The sequence below is a fragment of the Anaerorhabdus furcosa genome (assembly GCF_900167375.1).
Classification (GTDB): Bacteria; Bacillota_I; Bacilli_A; order Erysipelotrichales; family Erysipelotrichaceae; genus Anaerorhabdus; species Anaerorhabdus furcosa.
In genome coordinates, this window is record NZ_FUWY01000001.1 from 144165 (window position 1) to 160647 (window position 16483).

At 32.1% G+C, this 16483-nt stretch carries 19 protein-coding genes and 6 tRNA genes; 6 read left to right on the forward strand and 19 right to left on the reverse strand.

Annotated elements, in window-relative coordinates; genetic code table 11:
• The first annotated feature begins 2 nt into the window (after positions 1-2).
• On the forward strand, positions 3-791 hold the full coding sequence (locus tag B5D14_RS00705) for a histidinol-phosphatase (protein ID WP_159443669.1): 789 nt from the start codon (positions 3-5) through the stop codon (positions 789-791).
• Between the two features lie 18 nt (positions 792-809).
• Here B5D14_RS00705 and B5D14_RS00710 read toward each other — a convergent pair whose 3' ends face one another.
• The 12 genes from B5D14_RS00710 to B5D14_RS00765 all read right to left on the reverse strand — a co-directional run bounded on the left by B5D14_RS00710 (position 810) and on the right by B5D14_RS00765 (position 12178).
• The gene (locus B5D14_RS00710; RefSeq protein ID WP_078710669.1) at positions 810-1574 is read right to left on the reverse strand and encodes an HAD-IIB family hydrolase; all 765 of its coding nucleotides are present in this window, start codon (positions 1572-1574) and stop codon (positions 810-812) included.
• A complete protein-coding gene (nagA, locus tag B5D14_RS00715) occupies positions 1571-2755 on the reverse strand; it encodes an N-acetylglucosamine-6-phosphate deacetylase (RefSeq protein ID WP_078710670.1) in 1185 nt (394 codons plus the stop codon). Before nagA ends, B5D14_RS00710 begins: the two co-directional genes overlap by 4 nt.
• Entirely contained in the window at positions 2752-3567 is an 816-nt protein-coding gene (locus tag B5D14_RS00720; RefSeq protein WP_159443670.1) for a ChbG/HpnK family deacetylase, read from the reverse strand. Before B5D14_RS00720 ends, nagA begins: the two co-directional genes overlap by 4 nt.
• The gene (locus tag B5D14_RS00725) at positions 3545-4459 is read right to left on the reverse strand and encodes a hypothetical protein (RefSeq protein ID WP_078710672.1); all 915 of its coding nucleotides are present in this window, start codon (positions 4457-4459) and stop codon (positions 3545-3547) included. Before B5D14_RS00725 ends, B5D14_RS00720 begins: the two co-directional genes overlap by 23 nt.
• Before the next feature lie 44 nt (positions 4460-4503).
• Positions 4504-5322 (reverse strand): PTS system mannose/fructose/sorbose family transporter subunit IID, encoded by an 819-nt coding sequence (locus B5D14_RS00730; RefSeq protein ID WP_078710673.1) that lies wholly within the window; start codon positions 5320-5322, stop codon positions 4504-4506.
• Entirely contained in the window at positions 5322-6116 is a 795-nt protein-coding gene (locus B5D14_RS00735; RefSeq protein WP_078710674.1) for a PTS mannose/fructose/sorbose/N-acetylgalactosamine transporter subunit IIC, read from the reverse strand. Before B5D14_RS00735 ends, B5D14_RS00730 begins: the two co-directional genes overlap by 1 nt.
• A 26-nt stretch (positions 6117-6142) precedes the next feature.
• Positions 6143-6637, reverse strand: coding sequence for a PTS sugar transporter subunit IIB (locus B5D14_RS00740; RefSeq protein WP_078710675.1), 495 nt, complete (start codon positions 6635-6637; stop codon positions 6143-6145).
• Positions 6638-6654: 17 nt separating this feature from the next.
• Positions 6655-7059 carry a PTS sugar transporter subunit IIA gene (locus B5D14_RS00745; protein ID WP_078710676.1) on the reverse strand — a complete coding sequence of 135 codons (405 nt, stop codon included), beginning with the start codon at positions 7057-7059 and terminating at the stop codon, positions 6655-6657.
• A 119-nt stretch (positions 7060-7178) separates the two neighbouring features.
• Positions 7179-9173: a BglG family transcription antiterminator gene (locus B5D14_RS00750; protein WP_078710677.1), complete on the reverse strand. Its 1995-nt coding sequence runs from the start codon at positions 9171-9173 to the stop codon at positions 7179-7181.
• Between the two features lie 65 nt (positions 9174-9238).
• On the reverse strand, positions 9239-10087 hold the full coding sequence (locus B5D14_RS12340) for a patatin-like phospholipase family protein (RefSeq protein ID WP_078710678.1): 849 nt from the start codon (positions 10085-10087) through the stop codon (positions 9239-9241).
• A 45-nt stretch (positions 10088-10132) separates the two neighbouring features.
• Complete coding sequence (locus B5D14_RS00760) at positions 10133-10657, reverse strand: thermonuclease family protein (RefSeq protein WP_078710679.1); 525 nt, start codon at positions 10655-10657, stop codon at positions 10133-10135.
• A gap of 30 nt (positions 10658-10687) precedes the next feature.
• Positions 10688-12178 carry an LTA synthase family protein gene (locus tag B5D14_RS00765; protein ID WP_078710680.1) on the reverse strand — a complete coding sequence of 497 codons (1491 nt, stop codon included), beginning with the start codon at positions 12176-12178 and terminating at the stop codon, positions 10688-10690.
• Between the two features lie 186 nt (positions 12179-12364).
• Here B5D14_RS00765 and B5D14_RS12105 point away from each other — a divergent pair, with 186 nt between their 5' ends.
• Both B5D14_RS12105 and B5D14_RS00770 read left to right on the forward strand, forming a co-directional pair.
• Entirely contained in the window at positions 12365-12532 is a 168-nt protein-coding gene (locus B5D14_RS12105; protein WP_159443671.1) for a hypothetical protein, read from the forward strand.
• A gap of 34 nt (positions 12533-12566) precedes the next feature.
• The gene (locus B5D14_RS00770) at positions 12567-12773 is read left to right on the forward strand and encodes a DUF4177 domain-containing protein (RefSeq protein WP_078710681.1); all 207 of its coding nucleotides are present in this window, start codon (positions 12567-12569) and stop codon (positions 12771-12773) included.
• Between the two features lie 51 nt (positions 12774-12824).
• Here the strand turns inward: B5D14_RS00770 and B5D14_RS00775 are convergent.
• The 6 genes from B5D14_RS00775 to B5D14_RS00800 all read right to left on the reverse strand — a co-directional run bounded on the left by B5D14_RS00775 (position 12825) and on the right by B5D14_RS00800 (position 13429).
• Positions 12825-12898: transfer RNA gene (locus B5D14_RS00775), tRNA-Gly, on the reverse strand.
• A gap of 4 nt (positions 12899-12902) precedes the next feature.
• A tRNA-Lys gene (locus tag B5D14_RS00780) sits at positions 12903-12978 on the reverse strand.
• Between the two features lie 9 nt (positions 12979-12987).
• A tRNA-Gln gene (locus B5D14_RS00785) sits at positions 12988-13063 on the reverse strand.
• Positions 13064-13122: 59 nt separating this feature from the next.
• A tRNA-Tyr gene (locus B5D14_RS00790) sits at positions 13123-13207 on the reverse strand.
• Positions 13208-13220: 13 nt separating this feature from the next.
• Positions 13221-13296, reverse strand: a tRNA-Thr gene (locus tag B5D14_RS00795).
• Positions 13297-13353: 57 nt separating this feature from the next.
• Positions 13354-13429, reverse strand: a tRNA-Val gene (locus B5D14_RS00800).
• A gap of 157 nt (positions 13430-13586) precedes the next feature.
• On the opposite strand from B5D14_RS00800, the gene B5D14_RS00805 reads away from it, so the two are divergent.
• Both B5D14_RS00805 and alr read left to right on the forward strand, forming a co-directional pair.
• Entirely contained in the window at positions 13587-14015 is a 429-nt protein-coding gene (locus B5D14_RS00805; protein WP_078710682.1) for a hypothetical protein, read from the forward strand.
• Between the two features lie 9 nt (positions 14016-14024).
• Positions 14025-15131, forward strand: a complete 1107-nt coding sequence (gene alr / locus B5D14_RS00810) for an alanine racemase (RefSeq protein WP_078710683.1) — start codon at positions 14025-14027, stop codon at positions 15129-15131.
• 27 nt (positions 15132-15158) lie between these two features.
• On the opposite strand, the gene yfcE is transcribed toward alr, so the two are convergent.
• Positions 15159-15686: a phosphodiesterase gene (yfcE, locus tag B5D14_RS00815; protein WP_078710684.1), complete on the reverse strand. Its 528-nt coding sequence runs from the start codon at positions 15684-15686 to the stop codon at positions 15159-15161.
• A 179-nt stretch (positions 15687-15865) separates the two neighbouring features.
• Here yfcE and B5D14_RS00820 point away from each other — a divergent pair, with 179 nt between their 5' ends.
• Positions 15866-16483, forward strand: coding sequence for an ECF transporter S component (locus B5D14_RS00820; protein WP_078710685.1), 618 nt, complete (start codon positions 15866-15868; stop codon positions 16481-16483).

Genomic DNA, 16483 nt, shown 5'->3' on the forward strand with positions numbered 1-16483 from the left:
TCATGCAAAATTTCAACATTCACAGTCATACTTCTCGTTGTCATCATGCTGTTGGAAGTGATGAAGAGTATGTAGTAGCTGCAATTAAAAATGGTTTAAAGTACCTTGGATTTAGTGATCATGTTCCTTTTTCTAACGACATCCCCGATCGCGATCGAATGAGAATGTCTGAAATGAATGAATACCTTACATCCATCCAAACTCTAAAAGAAAAATATAAAGATCAAATTACAATTTACTCAGGATTTGAATGCGAATACTTCCCCGAGTTAGATGATCACTATAAAGAATTATTAACCAAAGTTGATTATCTTCTTCTTGGCCAACATTACCCTAATCAAACAGGTACAGATTTTTCAGAGAGTGCTACAGATGATGAAGTACTTCATTATGCAACATTAGTTTGCCAAGGTATAAAAACAGGTTACTTCTCCTATGTTGCACATCCTGAATATTTCATGTTACCAAGAACTGCTTGGAGTAGTGCTTGTACAGAAGCAATTACCAAAATATGCAAAACTGCAAAAGAATTCAACATGCCACTAGAAATCAATCTAAAAGGGTTATCTTATGGAAAACATGATTTTGAGAATGAAACAACTTATTTCTATCCAAATAAAAATGCGATTGCGCTTATTGAAAAATATGAAAATGACTGTGTTTTTGGATTGGATTGCCATGACCCAAAATATTATGACAAAATGAATGATTATATCCAAGAGTTTAAAAATGAATATTCTCATGCAAACTTAAATATGATTGAAGATGTACACCAAATCATAAAAAAATAGAGAAATTATTCTCTATTTTTATTTGTTAGAAATATATTCAATGCACGATGCAACACTTTCGAAAACCTGTGTTGCTTTCTTTTTTACTGCAATATCGGCATGATGTAATGTGTATCCACCATAATATTCAATCATGGGTAAATCATTAAATCCATCCCCAATGACATGAATTTCACCCTTTATTAAATGTGTTAGATTCTCTATTCCACTTTTTTTATCAATACCTCGTTTTGTAGCATCAATAATGCCATTATTAAAATGAAAGTTTAATTCATCATTAAACAAACGAACACATTCATCATAGAGCATTTTCGTTTTCTCTTTTGTATTTGATTTAAAATAAAATGAATTAATTTGTTTCGAATCTACAATATCATATCCATTTAACATTTCTGTATGAATTAACTCATTGTGATTTTTGTCTTCTTGTATTAATCCATCTTGAATATTGCCAAACTCAATTCCGTTGCTTACACCAATCATATTTGCTTCATCAAGAAGTACATGGTGAATTAATTGCATTGCTGCCTCTGGTTCAATATTAAATTGTTGAATCACTTCACCTTTATCATTCGCTATCACAGCGCCATTACCACCTACAATGAAATCATAATCAAAATTCAATGCTTTCAATTCATTACGAATCATTCCTATGGATCTTCCTGTTACAATACCAAATTTATGACCACAACTTCTAAACAATGAAATTGCTTCCTTATCTTCTTTAGAGATTTCATTTTTGATTTTCAATGTTCCATCATAATCAGATGCTAAAATCATCATTTTAGAAAACAACGCTCCATGAAGTTACTATTAAATAAATCTGTATCTTTTTGGCAATCATAAACACAATCACCTTCTGAATAAGTGTATTGAACATTGAAATCATCATCAATCACGACAAAGTCTGCATCTTTTCCTTTACTTAATTCACCCTTTGTTGTTGCTCCATAAACATGTGCTGGATTTTTTGATGCCATTTTAATCACATCTTCTAAAGAAATATCTAAGTTTGTTACTAAGTTTTTAATTCCACGAATAACTGGAAGTGTAGAGCCACATAATCTACCTGTGTCTGATAAACAGTATCCTTTGTCATCTATATTCACTTCAAACATACCTTCTAAATTGTAACGACCAATAGGTGCTCCTGACATCGGAACATTATCAGAGATCAGCAAAAACTTGTTGATTGCATCTTTCTTTGTCCTTAACATGATTTCTATCATTTCGTTAGAAACATGTAAACCATCCGCAATTAATTCATTGTATACATCATCATTTAAAAGACAAGCACCAAGTCCACCCATATTTCGATGATGGATACCCGACATGACATTTGCTGTGTGTGTTGTCACAGTAATCCCCCATTTAAACGATTCAAGTGCTTCTTGATACATTGCATTACTATGTGCAAATGCACAACGAACTCCATTTTTAGTAAATAATTCAATCGCATCTTTTGCGTTAGGAATTTCAGGAGCTATTGCAACGAGCTTTAACATACCCCCTGCCTTGTCCATCATTTCTTGACAGTGTTTTAAATCAATTTCAGGATGCCCTGTATCAATTCCTTTTTCACCTACACGGTTCAAGTATGGACCCTCTGTATGAATTCCTATCGGTTTTGCACCATCAATTTTAGTTTTTGATACACTTGCAATTGTATCAAGTAATGTGAAATCAGCAGTAGGTAAACAAGCCGTTACACCTTGTGATGCAACTCCTTTTAAGTAACCTCTAACTTCTCTTTCCTTATCTACCGCATCGCCCATTAACCCAAATCCCATAGTCCCATGATTATGCGTATCAATAATTCCAGGAATGATTATATTATCACTTACATCTTTGTCTACTTTTTCTTCACATGTTTTGAGTATATCTTTTATTTTTCCATCTTCAATTTGGATATACCCGTCCACTACTCCATCACTTGTGTAAATTCTCTTAGATTTAATTATCATATGATGATCTCCTTTATATCATTGTAATTAATTAACTCGATTTTATTTTCCTTAATAAACTCTTTTATTTTCGAAGATGTAGCTGCCTCTAAATCTTTGCACCTAATTATTGAATAAGTCGACTCATAAAGTAGTGCACTATCCACATAACCACAATGGCAAATAAAATAAGCTATCTCATGTTCTAATGAATTTTCAAGAGCGGTAAGTAATTTATCCTCAACTTGTGTATTCACTTGTTCACTAATTGGAAATGGTTTCGGTGTCCAATCACATGGAATCATGTGAATCTTATCATTTCTCATTGCTTTGCCCGAAAATACAAGTTCATATTTCTTTGCGATTTCCATTAATGCTTGAATTGAATTTTTAGTAACTAAAGAATGAGGGTGAATATAATCTGGCTTTCTACCCATTAGTTCTATAAATCTTAGAACTTGATTCTCTGTTTCCAAAAGTACTTCTTCATAATCATAGGGATCAACATCAAACATTTGTTCAATTGAATGTTGATTGCCCTCTTTTCTCATTTTCTTCATTTGCACAGTTGAAGGTATAAAATGTCCATCTTCACGAATGAGTGAGGTGATTTTAATTTTATCTTTGGTTATAGGATAACCTGCAACAAGATTAATATCAATACCCACACTGATACCTTCTATATTTTTTATTAAATTTGCCGCTCTTTGACTACTCGGCATATTCACAAATAATCCAGTATTTCGAATTATTCCTTCTTGTATCCCTTTTATAATTCCATCAGTCACAGCATCTGTAAATCCATAATCATCACTTTGAAACAATAATTTCATTATTACCTCCCACATAATGTTCTAATAAATTTCTTAATTTTTCTAAACGAACCATATCTATTTCATGATCCTTTTTAGATTTTGTATTTTTTACTTCAAATTGCTTATTTACAATTTGACCCGAAGCAATTAATATACTTTTTTCATAAAGTCCTAATCGATTATTAGGTTCATTGGCATATATCTTTTCAAAGAAATTTAATTTTGACTTAATAAACATGGAGCAATCGACATCTTCTTTGTGTGCACATACAAGTTGTTGCCCTGCTGCTAAAGAATCTAAAATAACAACCGTTTGATTTATATTGACTGTTTCCTTTAATAATTTAAATCCATCAATAGACTCTGTACCATAATCAACTAAAGCAATTGCAATATTTCTATCTTCAACTAATGAAAGTGCTAAGGCTAGTGAGGCACTATTTAAATTAAAATTAACTTTATTTGGATTTTCCTTAACAAGTAAGAAAGAAACAATCACACATGCAAAAAGTAAACCAATCGATAAGGTATAACCGAAATATTGACTTAACAAATTTGAATACAATAAATATGAAACAAATAGAAGAATAGCTAGAACAATCATTCTAAAAATCAAGTCACAAGTTAAATAAAATACATTTTTCTTTGAGTTGAATGGAAAATATTTATTATTCATCATCATTGTCTTACGTGGTGTATCATAAGCACATGCAATGATTGTTTTTGCATTGTTTATATTTCCAATATATAGATTATTAATTTTCTTATTCATCACTTTCTTTGAAACAACTTTGTATTCAATTTTTCTTTTCTTTAACATTTCAATTGTTTCTTCTAAAAAGAATAACTTTTGCTTCACTGTATTTCGTATACCTAGTGTTACTCCATATAACATCATTAGATCTTTCATATTTCCTCCAAGTATCAAAAGCTACGGAAGTCCGTAGCTTTTATTTAAAATATTCCAATAAATCCTCCTAATAAAGCAAATACGAATATTCCAATAATAAGTTGCGTTGGTCTTGCACCTTTCTTAATTAAGCTAACTAATAAGAATAACAACAATACACCAAGTAATCCTGGGAAAATCGAATTGATTACATCTGCAACAACAACTGATGTTTGACCTACATTCAATGTCCAATTTAGAGGTACATTTACCATTTGCGCTGTCATTGCACCTACCATCATTAGCCCTAATACAGAAGCTGATTTTGTTAATGCACCCATTAATCCAGATGAGAAGACAGAATCAATAAATGTTGTTCCATATGTGTATCCCCAATTAACAAAGAAATATTTGAATACTGATTGAGAAACTCCATACATCAAGATAAAGATAATTGTTCCTAGAATATTTCCTTGAGAACATAATCCAATACCAATACCTGCTGCAATAATACGTAAACAGTTAAAGAATAAACTATCAAACATACCTGCAGTTGGTCCCATTAATGCTGCTTTAATACTATCAATTGTTTGCCCATCAATTGAGTTTTTCTCTTTATGCTCTTTTTCCATTGCATAAGCTAAGCCTGCAATAAATGAGAACGGTACTGCATGGGTATTAAAGAAGTTTTGATGACGTAAATACGCCTCTTTCTTTCCTTCCATATCATCTTTATAAATAGATTCAATTGCTGGAGCCATTGTTGCGGTAAACCCATTTGCTTCCATCTTCACCATGTTAAATGATAAGAAAACTAGGTGAGACCGGAAGAACATTGAACGAAGAACCTTTTTCTCTTCAGTGCTAAGTATTTTCTTTTCCATTAGAAGAAGTCCTCCTCATTATTACTTACTGTTTTATTGGTTAATGAATTCTTTAAATCAATGATTCTTTTTTCAGTAAAGAACATCGTTATCGCAATTACGATACCAATGATTGCAATTGCAAGTGTGTTTAAACCTAAATATTTAACAAATACATATCCAAGAAAGAAGAAACAACCTACTTCTTTATTCCAAATCATAGATGTTAAAATCGCAAATCCTACCGCAAGCATCATTCCACTTGCTGCACCTAACCCAACCATTACCCAAGCAGGAAGCGAAGCTAAGAATGCACTTAATCCTTCTACTCCATAAGCAACTGCTGCAAATAAGATAACTGCATTAATTAATGGTGCTGTTAAACATGAGAATAGTAAGTTTTGAATTAAGAATTTCTTTGGTTTACATTCAAGTGCTAACTTTTCCCAATAAGCTGCAACACCTGCAAATAATGGTGTTAATAAACCAACTAATGATGCCATTACTGTACCAATAGGTAATGCAAGAGCTAATCCTGCTTCAATATTTGCACCTGTTAGTATTGTAAATGCAACTGCGATGATACTTGATGTTGTCGCATCTGCCGGAATAGATCCTCCTATTGCAGAGATACCCATGAAAATGGATTCCAATGCTGCACCCATAATAATACCTGTTGTAAAATCACCTAGAATTAATCCTGCGATTGGAGCAACTACGATAGGTCTGTTTAGACATTGCCAAGATACTATATAAGGGTCTAAAACCGCAACGATATAGTAAGCTAGTGAAATTTGAAATGCTGCTGTTACCATAATTTATTCCTCCTTATAAATAAATGTTATAGCGCTAATACTTTTTCTAATTTTTCTGGTGTATCTTCCGGGGTTGTTTGATAAATTGTTTCTACTTTATGACTTAAAATTTTCTTGAAAGTTTCTACTTCAGAATCATATGCATATAAATTAGAGCCATATGTCTTCCTAACTGCTTCACCCTGTTTTTTAGCAATTCTGCCATAGTTACCAATGTTAATTAGTGGCACATTATTTATTTCTTCTAATATCATCAATAAATCTTCAGGATTACTTACAATTACTAAAATTTTTAAATCATTCGCACGTGGATCTTTCAATAGAGCTATTGAATCTACAACACTTTTAATAGCTACCTTTGCAGTTGTTGGAGCTGCCATCATTAATGATTTTTGAATAATTGGATTTGCTGCTGCATCATCATTTGCAACGATAATGCGATCTACTCCCAAATGACGTGACCACTTAATCGCAACTTGTCCATGAATCATTCTTTCATCTAATCTAATCATTTTAATCATATTTTAAATCCTCTTTTCTAAAAAAAATCACTTTGTTCTTCTACTTCTTCTGGCTTAACAACAACCAACATTTGACGACTCATTTCTACAATTTCATCTAATTCTGAATTAGTTATCGTCTCTCGATTTGCAACTTCAAGTACAAAGGCTAAATTAACTCCTGCTACAAGTCTTGTGTTTGGCTTATCCAAATATAGAAACATAACCTGATTGACGCTTCCTCCATATAAATCGGACAACATCAACACCTCATCATCTTCTTTGACTTCTTGAAAGAAAGCATCAACATGTTCTTGCACTGAATCTTGATTGATGTAAGCATCAAAGACAGTTACTTTATCTGAATTACCCAGTAGAATATCCAAAGAACTCTTCATTCCACTTGCAAGACATCCATGTGACGCTAAGAATATCTTCAACATGATTTCACCCCTTTCTTTTATGTTAGCGTTTTCATTTATAGTCATACTATAGCTTCACTTTTTTTATTTCTCCATATTGTCTTTTTCATAGAAAAAAGGGAAATCATAAACTATTTCCCTTACTTAAGTGAAATTGGTAGTGCTTTTAAACTATCTCTCACTATTTCAATTAATGTATTTGAATTGCTTTGATCAATAATTAAACCTGTTAATTCAGTATTATTGGATATTTGGTAGAGTAAATCATTAATGAATCTTACTATTTCCAAATCGAATTTGAAGTCTACGCTTAATACAAGTACATCATTAATCTCTTTATCTCGCCATAATTTTGTTTGTTTCAAGTGATATAAATCCACAATTTGATTCATTGTGTATTTCCTTTTAACAAACACGATACATATTTTTCGGTAACAACAAATTTCTGATGTTTGTTTTAATTCTTTCTCAATGTGATTAATTGAAGTTGATGAATTTGCAATTTTAAAACTAATTAGTTTTATAAATGATTCATAATTATCAAAGTCAAAATCATGGTAAATATTAATGTTAGGTAACTCCATTTTCTTTACAATGCTTTCTAACTGAACTCCTTTTAAAACAATTTGATTGTAAATATCATTTAGCTGTTGTTGTGTAGGTACATCATCAATGACTAGACACGGCCACTCATACTTATAAGTAAAATATGGAAGACTCAATATGACATAATCATATTCAGTCTTTTTAATTCTTCGCATATCATAAAATTCATACACATCTAATTTTTCAAAATAAGTATTGAATCTTCCCTTAATTACATCTCTTAAATGATAACTCGCTTCAAATCCACTTTGTGTCGTTACCATTGCTTTAAGAGGTTTAAATGAAAAATTAATTCGTGACAATATAATTCTAATTGCATTGGCTATACTTAAAATGGTAATTAGTGAAATTCTTTGTTTATATTTTTTATAAAATAAATCCCCATAATCCATTGCAAAATTTGTGCTAAACAAACTATTTTTTATTTGTCTATCAAAGGTATGATAATTAAAAATTAAGTAGGATGCAGATTTAAATTCTTTTTGAATTATTAGTGGCGCTGAAACAGAAAATAAAATTCTTTCATAGTTTTTAACAAGACTCAAATCAACTTGATATTCATTTTTGATTAATTCAACATAATCTTGTATGAATTCATTTACTTCTTCATAGATTAATTTGTAGTCTTTATTTAAATTAATTCCTTCTGCAATATTATCAAAGAATAAAAAAACAAGACTTAACGCAGTAATTTCATTATCATCTACATCAAAATCATGAAATCGCTCGCGAAGACGATGAACAACTTTTTTGGCAACTCGATATTGTTTGAAAGTTTGAATCCATTTTATTTGTTCCTCTTTAAAAGTAACTTTACATTGAGAGTTAAATCGTGAACTCATCAAACATAAATAACGACTCAATCGTTGTTCATCTGTTATAAAACATCTCTCTTCTCGCATAACTTCAAGAAATATGTGACGGATATCATATCTTTCTTGGTCATCTCTATAGAAAAACTGTGTAAAATCAGAGCTTTTATAAAATGGAATCGCTTCATGATAGTAAACTTCAAATAAGGATAGCATCAACATTCTGCGGTCAAACTCGCTACCCTTAATTAAATAACCACTTTCATTTTTCTTTCGAAATGACATGTTAAAAGATTTTAATATCTCATTAACTTCTTGCATCTCTTCTTTTATAGAACTTTTTGTAAGATATAGTTCATCAGCAATATCGTCTATTGTTAAGTAGTTTGCTTCACAAATAATTCTCCTTAATATGTCATTTGTTCTATTTTTTTGAACCGTCAATGTTTCATTTTTGTACATAAAATGAATATTCATTTGATCTTTTACTTGTTTATAACAATTGCGGTCAACAATCTCTAAATAATATCCCTTACCTTTACGTGAGTGCAATGTTGCTCCTGATGCTTTACAAAAATCTCTTAACTCACGGATATCATTTTTAATTGTTCTTTCTGTAACACACGCTTTTTCAGCAAGTTCATAGGATCGTACATATCCTGCTTGACTTGAAAGAATGTGAAACAATAATAGAATTCTTTTTTTCTCGTTTGCCATGTCTCCATCCTCGTGCTTTTAGTTTACCGTAAAAAAAAGAAATGTCTAGTAACGACATCTCAATACTACTTATTTAAGAATTTTTTCAAATCTTCTATCATTTCTTGTCCGCACTTATATCCAATTTCGTAAACAGCCTCTAATTTATTTTTGTCTTTTTCAATTCTTCCTACAATTAATTTTTCTTTTGGTTGAATTACAAAGATGTTCCCTTTATCTTCTTGCTCTTCTATATAATCAACCGTTTCATTGTAGAGAAGATGTCTATTTTTCATGATTTCACTTACTTTGGGATACTTTGAATACACTAGTTTTGCAAGGGATGCTAGTTTATTTTCTGATTTGCGATATCCTCTAGGTTGTGTCAAAACAACCACATTTTTCATGTATCCATCTGACTCTATTTTACGAATCGGAATTGAATCAGTTAGACCTCCATCTAAATATTTCTTCCCATCAATCTTAACAATTTTAGAAAGAAATGGTAGTGATGCCGAGGCACGAAGATTGTCTATTTTGTATTTCATATCATCCAAGTGATGATATTCAGCTTTTCCAGTTTCAAGATTTGTGACAACTGCATATACCTTTGACTCACTTTTATTGTATGTTTCATGATCAAATGGATTTAAAATATCTGGTATTTCTCTATAAACAAAATCAGCACCAAACATATCCCCTGTGGTTACCAAACTATACACGCTGCAATATCTTTTATCATTGATATACTCAATGCTTATTGATTTCGCTCTTCCGCGTTGTTTTGATACATAACTACAAGCATGACATGCTCCTGCAGATACACCAATTACTTCAGGAAATTCAATTCCATGATCTAAAAAACAATCAAGAACACCGGTTGTAAACACACCACGCATTCCTCCACCCTCTAATATAAGTCCTACCTTTTCCATATTCAATATCTCCTTGAGTCACAATCATTATATCGATTTTGCTCTTTATTTTATACTCCAAACCCCTTTATTTTCTTGTTTAGCTATCTTTTCTGCTTTTTGTACAATTTCTGTATATTGGTAATCATCATACAAATATTTAACTTTAGCTAATCCCTCTTCAACCAGTTTTACTTGTAAAAGTTCTCCATCTATCCAAACCCAAGCTAATCTTCGATTGTATTTATCAACCTTTTCTTCTTCATATTCCACTTTTATAACTTTCGCATTTTGAAGAGCTTTGCACGTATAATTTGCAGCATCATCACCATAAGGATCCGCTGCTTTACCACCCTTTGCGATTTCAGGTGCATCAATCGCTAGAAATCGAACTTTTTCATCTTTGCCGTCAATATCAAAATGTGCTGTATCACCATCTACACATTTCGTTAAGAGTACTTTATTTGCTTCTAATGGTTGAGGTTTAAATTGTAATTCAGCAATAGTGACAACAAGAAATAAAAGTAAAAGAACAATAAAATATTTACTATTTTTCTTTTTATTCAATTCTTTCCACAGTTTCTTTTTCATATCTACTTACCAACCTCAATTGCAATCATTTCATTCTTCAATCGATAATAAGTTATCATTATAAAACTTTGAAAAATATGATAACTCTTCATTCATCATTTTTAATCCATATTTCTCAGCAAGTGTTCTTTTCTCTGAAAATAAATTAACACCTAGCCCCAATCGTTCTCCTTCTATCTCAATACCAAGACTTGCAAGAGTTGTTGGAAACATGTCGAATGTTGTAGCTGTGCGCATTTGAGTTCTATTTGTTTCAACTACACTATTTAAAATAACATTAAATACCGTACGATCTGATTTTTCAATATCATCAAATGTTTTTCTATTCATCGATAAATGATCACCTACAATTACAATCGTTGTATTTTCATAGAATTCTTGTTGTTTTACCCATTCAACAAACTCATAAACTTGTGAATCAGAACATGCTATTACGTTATAATATGGATCATCATAATCTACTTCACAAGATTCTTCTAAATACCCATCTTGAAAATGAGTATTAACTGTTAACATTGTTAAGTTAAATGGCTCTGGTTTTGATGATAGTTCAACTAATGTTTCTTTGGCATAATCAAATAATTTTGAATCTTCATATCCCCACCACTCAAAATATCCTTTTGGTAATCTTCCATCATCAATCGCTGCATGATAGTCATCGATATTGTAATCACCATGTTGCATAAACAAGAGATTTCTTGCACCAAACTCTGCTTTAGACCCAATCAATAATTCCTGATTGTACCCTTCTGATTCTAAAATATCACCAATTGAATAAGCACCTGGTAAAAATGGTTTCTCCCCATAGTATTGATTTGAATCAATTGGAACACTTAGCGGTAATCCTGTTGTTTGTGCCACCATAGCAGCAATTGTCCAACTAGCATTTTGTGGTACATACAAACCACCCATTTCATTTGTATTTGAAAAATTGACACCTTCCTTCGCATATTGCGAAAGATTTGGAAGTAAATTATCTTCCATAAACCCACCCATATCATTTGATAGATAAGTTGATTCCATTGATTCTAAAAATATGTAAATCAAATTGCGTTTATTTTCTGGAAAATTAAGATTTACATCTCTACCATCCACATAATTTTCTTCAATAAAAGAAGATTGCGTCGTTATATCAATAACATAATCTAGTGCATTCACACGAAGCAGTGAAAAACATCCAAATACAACAAACACAATAATTGCTGAAACAATCTTCCTGCATCGAATTAATTCAAATATTTTCTTATCTTCATATTTTTTACAAAAGTATGATACCAACCAAGCAATGACTATGGTTACAACTGCTGAAAATAAGAATGAATTTAAAAAGAAACTCTCTAAAATTGAACTACTAGTCCCTTCAATAGGAACTTTTAGATGATACACAATTTCTGAAAATTCGATTGCATTAAATGTATCAATAGCCCAATCTGTACTTCTAATCATCAATATTGATAGAAATAGAAGGGTCATTGATATAGCATATTGACCTATCTTCTTCCAATTTATAGTTCTAAACATAAAACATCTCCCCAAATCCAAATCTCTACTATTCTATCACAAATCTCTAAAATCTTGAGAAATGATTTGTATTTTCTCAAATGCAACCAAGAGTTTCCACTATGCAAAGCACTGTTGGTGGTGTGCAACCAACATTCTAAATAAAATTAAGCTATAAACAAGTACTTATAGAAGTGAGGTAGAACTATGTTATTTTGGTTATTTGGAATTATTATATCTGTTATAGGTTTAGCTTTGACATTACCATTTTGGATTCTTTCCGTTGTAATGTGGATACCCCTAATCATCTTAATCGTGGTGGGTGCAGTGGTCATTGCGATTGTAGGCTTTGCATTGAAACTTATTTTTTGGTAATCCTATGGGTTTATTTAGCAAGGAGAAAAGTAGAATGGAAAAATTCGAATATAAAGTTATCACTGCTTTAGTTGAAAAAGATATGATAGATGGAGACTTTCAAGGTAGATTAAATGAATTAGGTATTCAGGGTTGGGAGCTTGTAAATGTAACTTCTTCTACTAATCTAGGAAGTAGTAAATATTCACTTATTGGTTTAACCATGCAATGTATTGCAGTATTGAAAAGAAAACTAGATTAGTTTTCTTTTTTTATGCACAAAAAAAGTCGAATACTCGACTTATTTAGCGATTGGAGCGGATAGCGGGAATCGAACCCGCGTAGTCAGCTTGGAAGGCTGAAGTTCTACCATTGAACTACATCCGCAAATTGGTGTCCCGGAGAGGAATCGAACCTCCGACCCACTGATTAAAAGTCAGTTGCTCTACCGCCTGAGCTACCGGGACAAAATAAATTGGCTGGGGCACCTGGGATCGAACCAGGGGAATGTCAGAGTCAAAGTCTGATGCCTTACCGCTTGGCTATGCCCCAATCAAATGCAACTAACCGCGTTATATTTTTTTCTCCCCGAGCTATACTTGAGTAGAAAATGGTGGAGAGGGGCAGATTCGAACTGCCGAACTCTAAGAGAATTGAGTTACAGTCAACCGCGTTTAGCCACTTCGCTACCTCTCCAAGTTTAAATAAATGGTGCCGACTATAGGAATCGAACCTACAACCTATTGATTACAAATCAATTGCTCTGCCAATTGAGCTAAGTCGGCATGTATGTTGAGGGCGGTTTCTTAATCCTCTATAATAAACTTGTTGCTTCAAAAAAATGGTGGAGGTTGACGGGCTCGAACCGCCGACCCTCTGCTTGTAAGGCAGATGCTCTCCCAACTGAGCTAAACCTCCATTTATTTTTAGTGCTTACTTAATATATCATACCAAAAAACCCAAGTCAACACATTAATGGAAATTTCTTCACTTTTTTGGTATACTTTTTTTGTTGAAAGGAATATAAGCAAACATAGGCTAAATAAACCTGTGTTTCATATATTGGGTAACACATATGTTAAAGGTATTTAATACGGAAGCACTATCAAGAAATCAACGTTTTCAAAGAGGAGTCCTTGCAGGAATTATCGCTACAATTGTTCTAATGATTGGTTATGGTTGGCTATCTCAAATATTAAGAATTGAATTTTCTGTTGCTTTCCTATTAATAGGATATGCAATTGGTTGGGCAATACGTACTTATGGTCGTGGTGTACAATTAAAATTTTCTATACTCGGTGCCATCTGTGCTGTGGTATGCTTTATTGGAGCTGATATGATTAGTTATTTTGGATTTGGTGTTTTTACAGATTTAAATCTATTCATTGGTGCTTTCCAAACTTATTTAAGAATTTTATTAAATGTTAACTTTAATTCATTACTTGGTATCTTATTTAGGGTTGGAGGAGTTTACGCAGCATTCTACAGTTCAAGAATTGTTTAGGAGAGAAACATGTACAGAGAGAGTTGGGTTGAAATCAACCTTGATGCATTAAAGAAGAATTTTGAATACATTCTTCAAAAATCGAAGAAAGAGTTAATTTGTGTCATCAAAGCGAATGGATATGGTAGTGGTGATCAATATATTATACAAACTGCTATTGAATCAGGAATTCGCTTTTTTGCAGTGTCTAGCTTAGATGAAGCTATTGTTTTAAGAAATGAGGGTTGTCGCGAAAAGATACTTATTTTAGGTTACGTTGATCCAAAAGACATTGACTTGTGTATCGAATACAATATTTCTACAACCGTCGTTTCGTTAGATTGGCTTAAAGAAGTTATAAAAAAAGATGTACGAGGCTTAATCGTCCACATTAAAGTTGATACTGGGATGAATCGTATTGGTCTTAAAAAGATAGAAGAGTGTAAAGAAGCCTTATCCCTTTGTCTTCAAAATCAAATATTACCTGAGGGAATTTTTACTCATTTTGCTTGTTCCGATGATCCAAATCAAACATTAACACTGAAACAATACAACCGTTTTGTTGAACAAGTAAAATCTCTTGATTATAATTTCGATTATATTCATTGTGATAATTCCGACGCTTTGTTGTCATTGGATGAAGATTTCACTAATTATGGTCGTCTTGGCATTTCTATGTATGGTATTAGTGCACATGATAAAACACTTCACCCTGTCTTCTCTTTATATTCAGCAATATCTTGTATAAAAGAAGTTGATGAAGGTGAAATTATCAGCTATGGTGCGACCTATACAACAACATCAAAAGAGATTATCGCAACACTACCAATTGGATATGCAGATGGTTGGTTAAGAAAAAATCAAGGACGCTCTGTATATATCGAGGGTGAATTAGCTCCTATCGTTGGAAGAGTTTGCATGGATCAATGCATGATTCATACAACCAAGTTTTATCCAGTAGGTACTAAAGTTGAACTTTTTGGACAACATATCCCTGTACAAGAAGTTGCCAAAGATTTAGAAACGATTCCTTATGAAATACTAACTAACTTGAGTGAGAGATTAACAAGAGTCTATATCAAGAATAATAAAACGATTGCAGTTAGTAATGCTCGTTTAGAAAGATCATTAAAATAGGATATCCTAATGGATATCCTATTTTCTTTAAATTTCAATTTGCATCAAGATTTCTTCATCCATAGTTAACACGATAAATTCATCTTCACTCAATACACCATAACTCTTATCATATCCACCCTTTGGAATAGAAATTGATCCTGGGTTACAATAAACAACACCCTCTTCTCTTTCAGCTACAGGAATGTGCGTATGACCACTTAAAATAACATCAAATTTCTTATCCGGTATGTTTAGATGACCATGTGTTAAGCATACTTTTTTATCACCTAACATGAATTCATAATTATCACTCATCATTGGAAATTCTAGAACCATTTGATCTACTTCACTATCGCAATTACCTCTAACCGCTAAAATATGATCTTTCATTAAGTTTAATATACCAAATACTTCTTTTGGATTATAATCTTCTGGCAAATCATTTCGAGGACCATGATATAGAAAATCCCCTAAGCATAAAATCTTATCTACTTTCCCTTCTAAGAATTTCTTTTGTATAAATTGTGCCGCTTCTAATGAACCATGTATATCTGAAAAAACTAAATATTTCATATGTAGGTACTCCTTTTATAAATTAATTATAATTTAAAATTACTGACATTTCAAAAGATACGCGCTATAATAAAATCACTTTAGAAAAGGTATCCTTTGGACCCTTATTCGTTTATAAAGTTTATATCAAACCGATTTCAATTCATTGCATTCCATTTAGGAAGTGATAGGAGGAACTTATGAAATCTAAACAACTTAAACCTTTTGTTTTTCTAGCATTTTTTATCGCAATCGAAATTGTACTGATGCTTACTCCCCTTGGATTTATTCCACTTGGAGTCATTCGCGCGACGACTTTGCACATTCCAGTAATTCTTGCAGGTATTTTGCTTGGCTCCAAATATGGAGCTGCAGTTGGATTTGTGTTTGGCTTAATGAGTCTAATCATTAATACATCACAACCCACAATTACTTCTTTTGTTTTCTCACCTTTTGTATCAATAGGGGGAACAAGTGGTAATTTTGCAAGTTTGCTTATTGTGTTTGGTCCTAGAATCTTTTTGGGATTCTTTAGCGGATGGTTGTATCAGTTTTTTAATCGCTTTAAATGGAAACCAACATTGAATGTAGCACTTACTGCTATCATCAATACATTAATTCATACCTTATTGGTTATGGGACTCATTTTCATCTTCTTTGGTGGTTCATACGCTGCTGCAAAAGGTGTCTTGGTTTCTCAACTTATGAACGTTTTAATTGCCGTAATCACAACCAATGGTATTGCCGAAATGATTGTTGCAGCTGTTCTTGTTACAGCATTATATAAAGCATTAAAACCTATTGTAGAGAGGAATTAA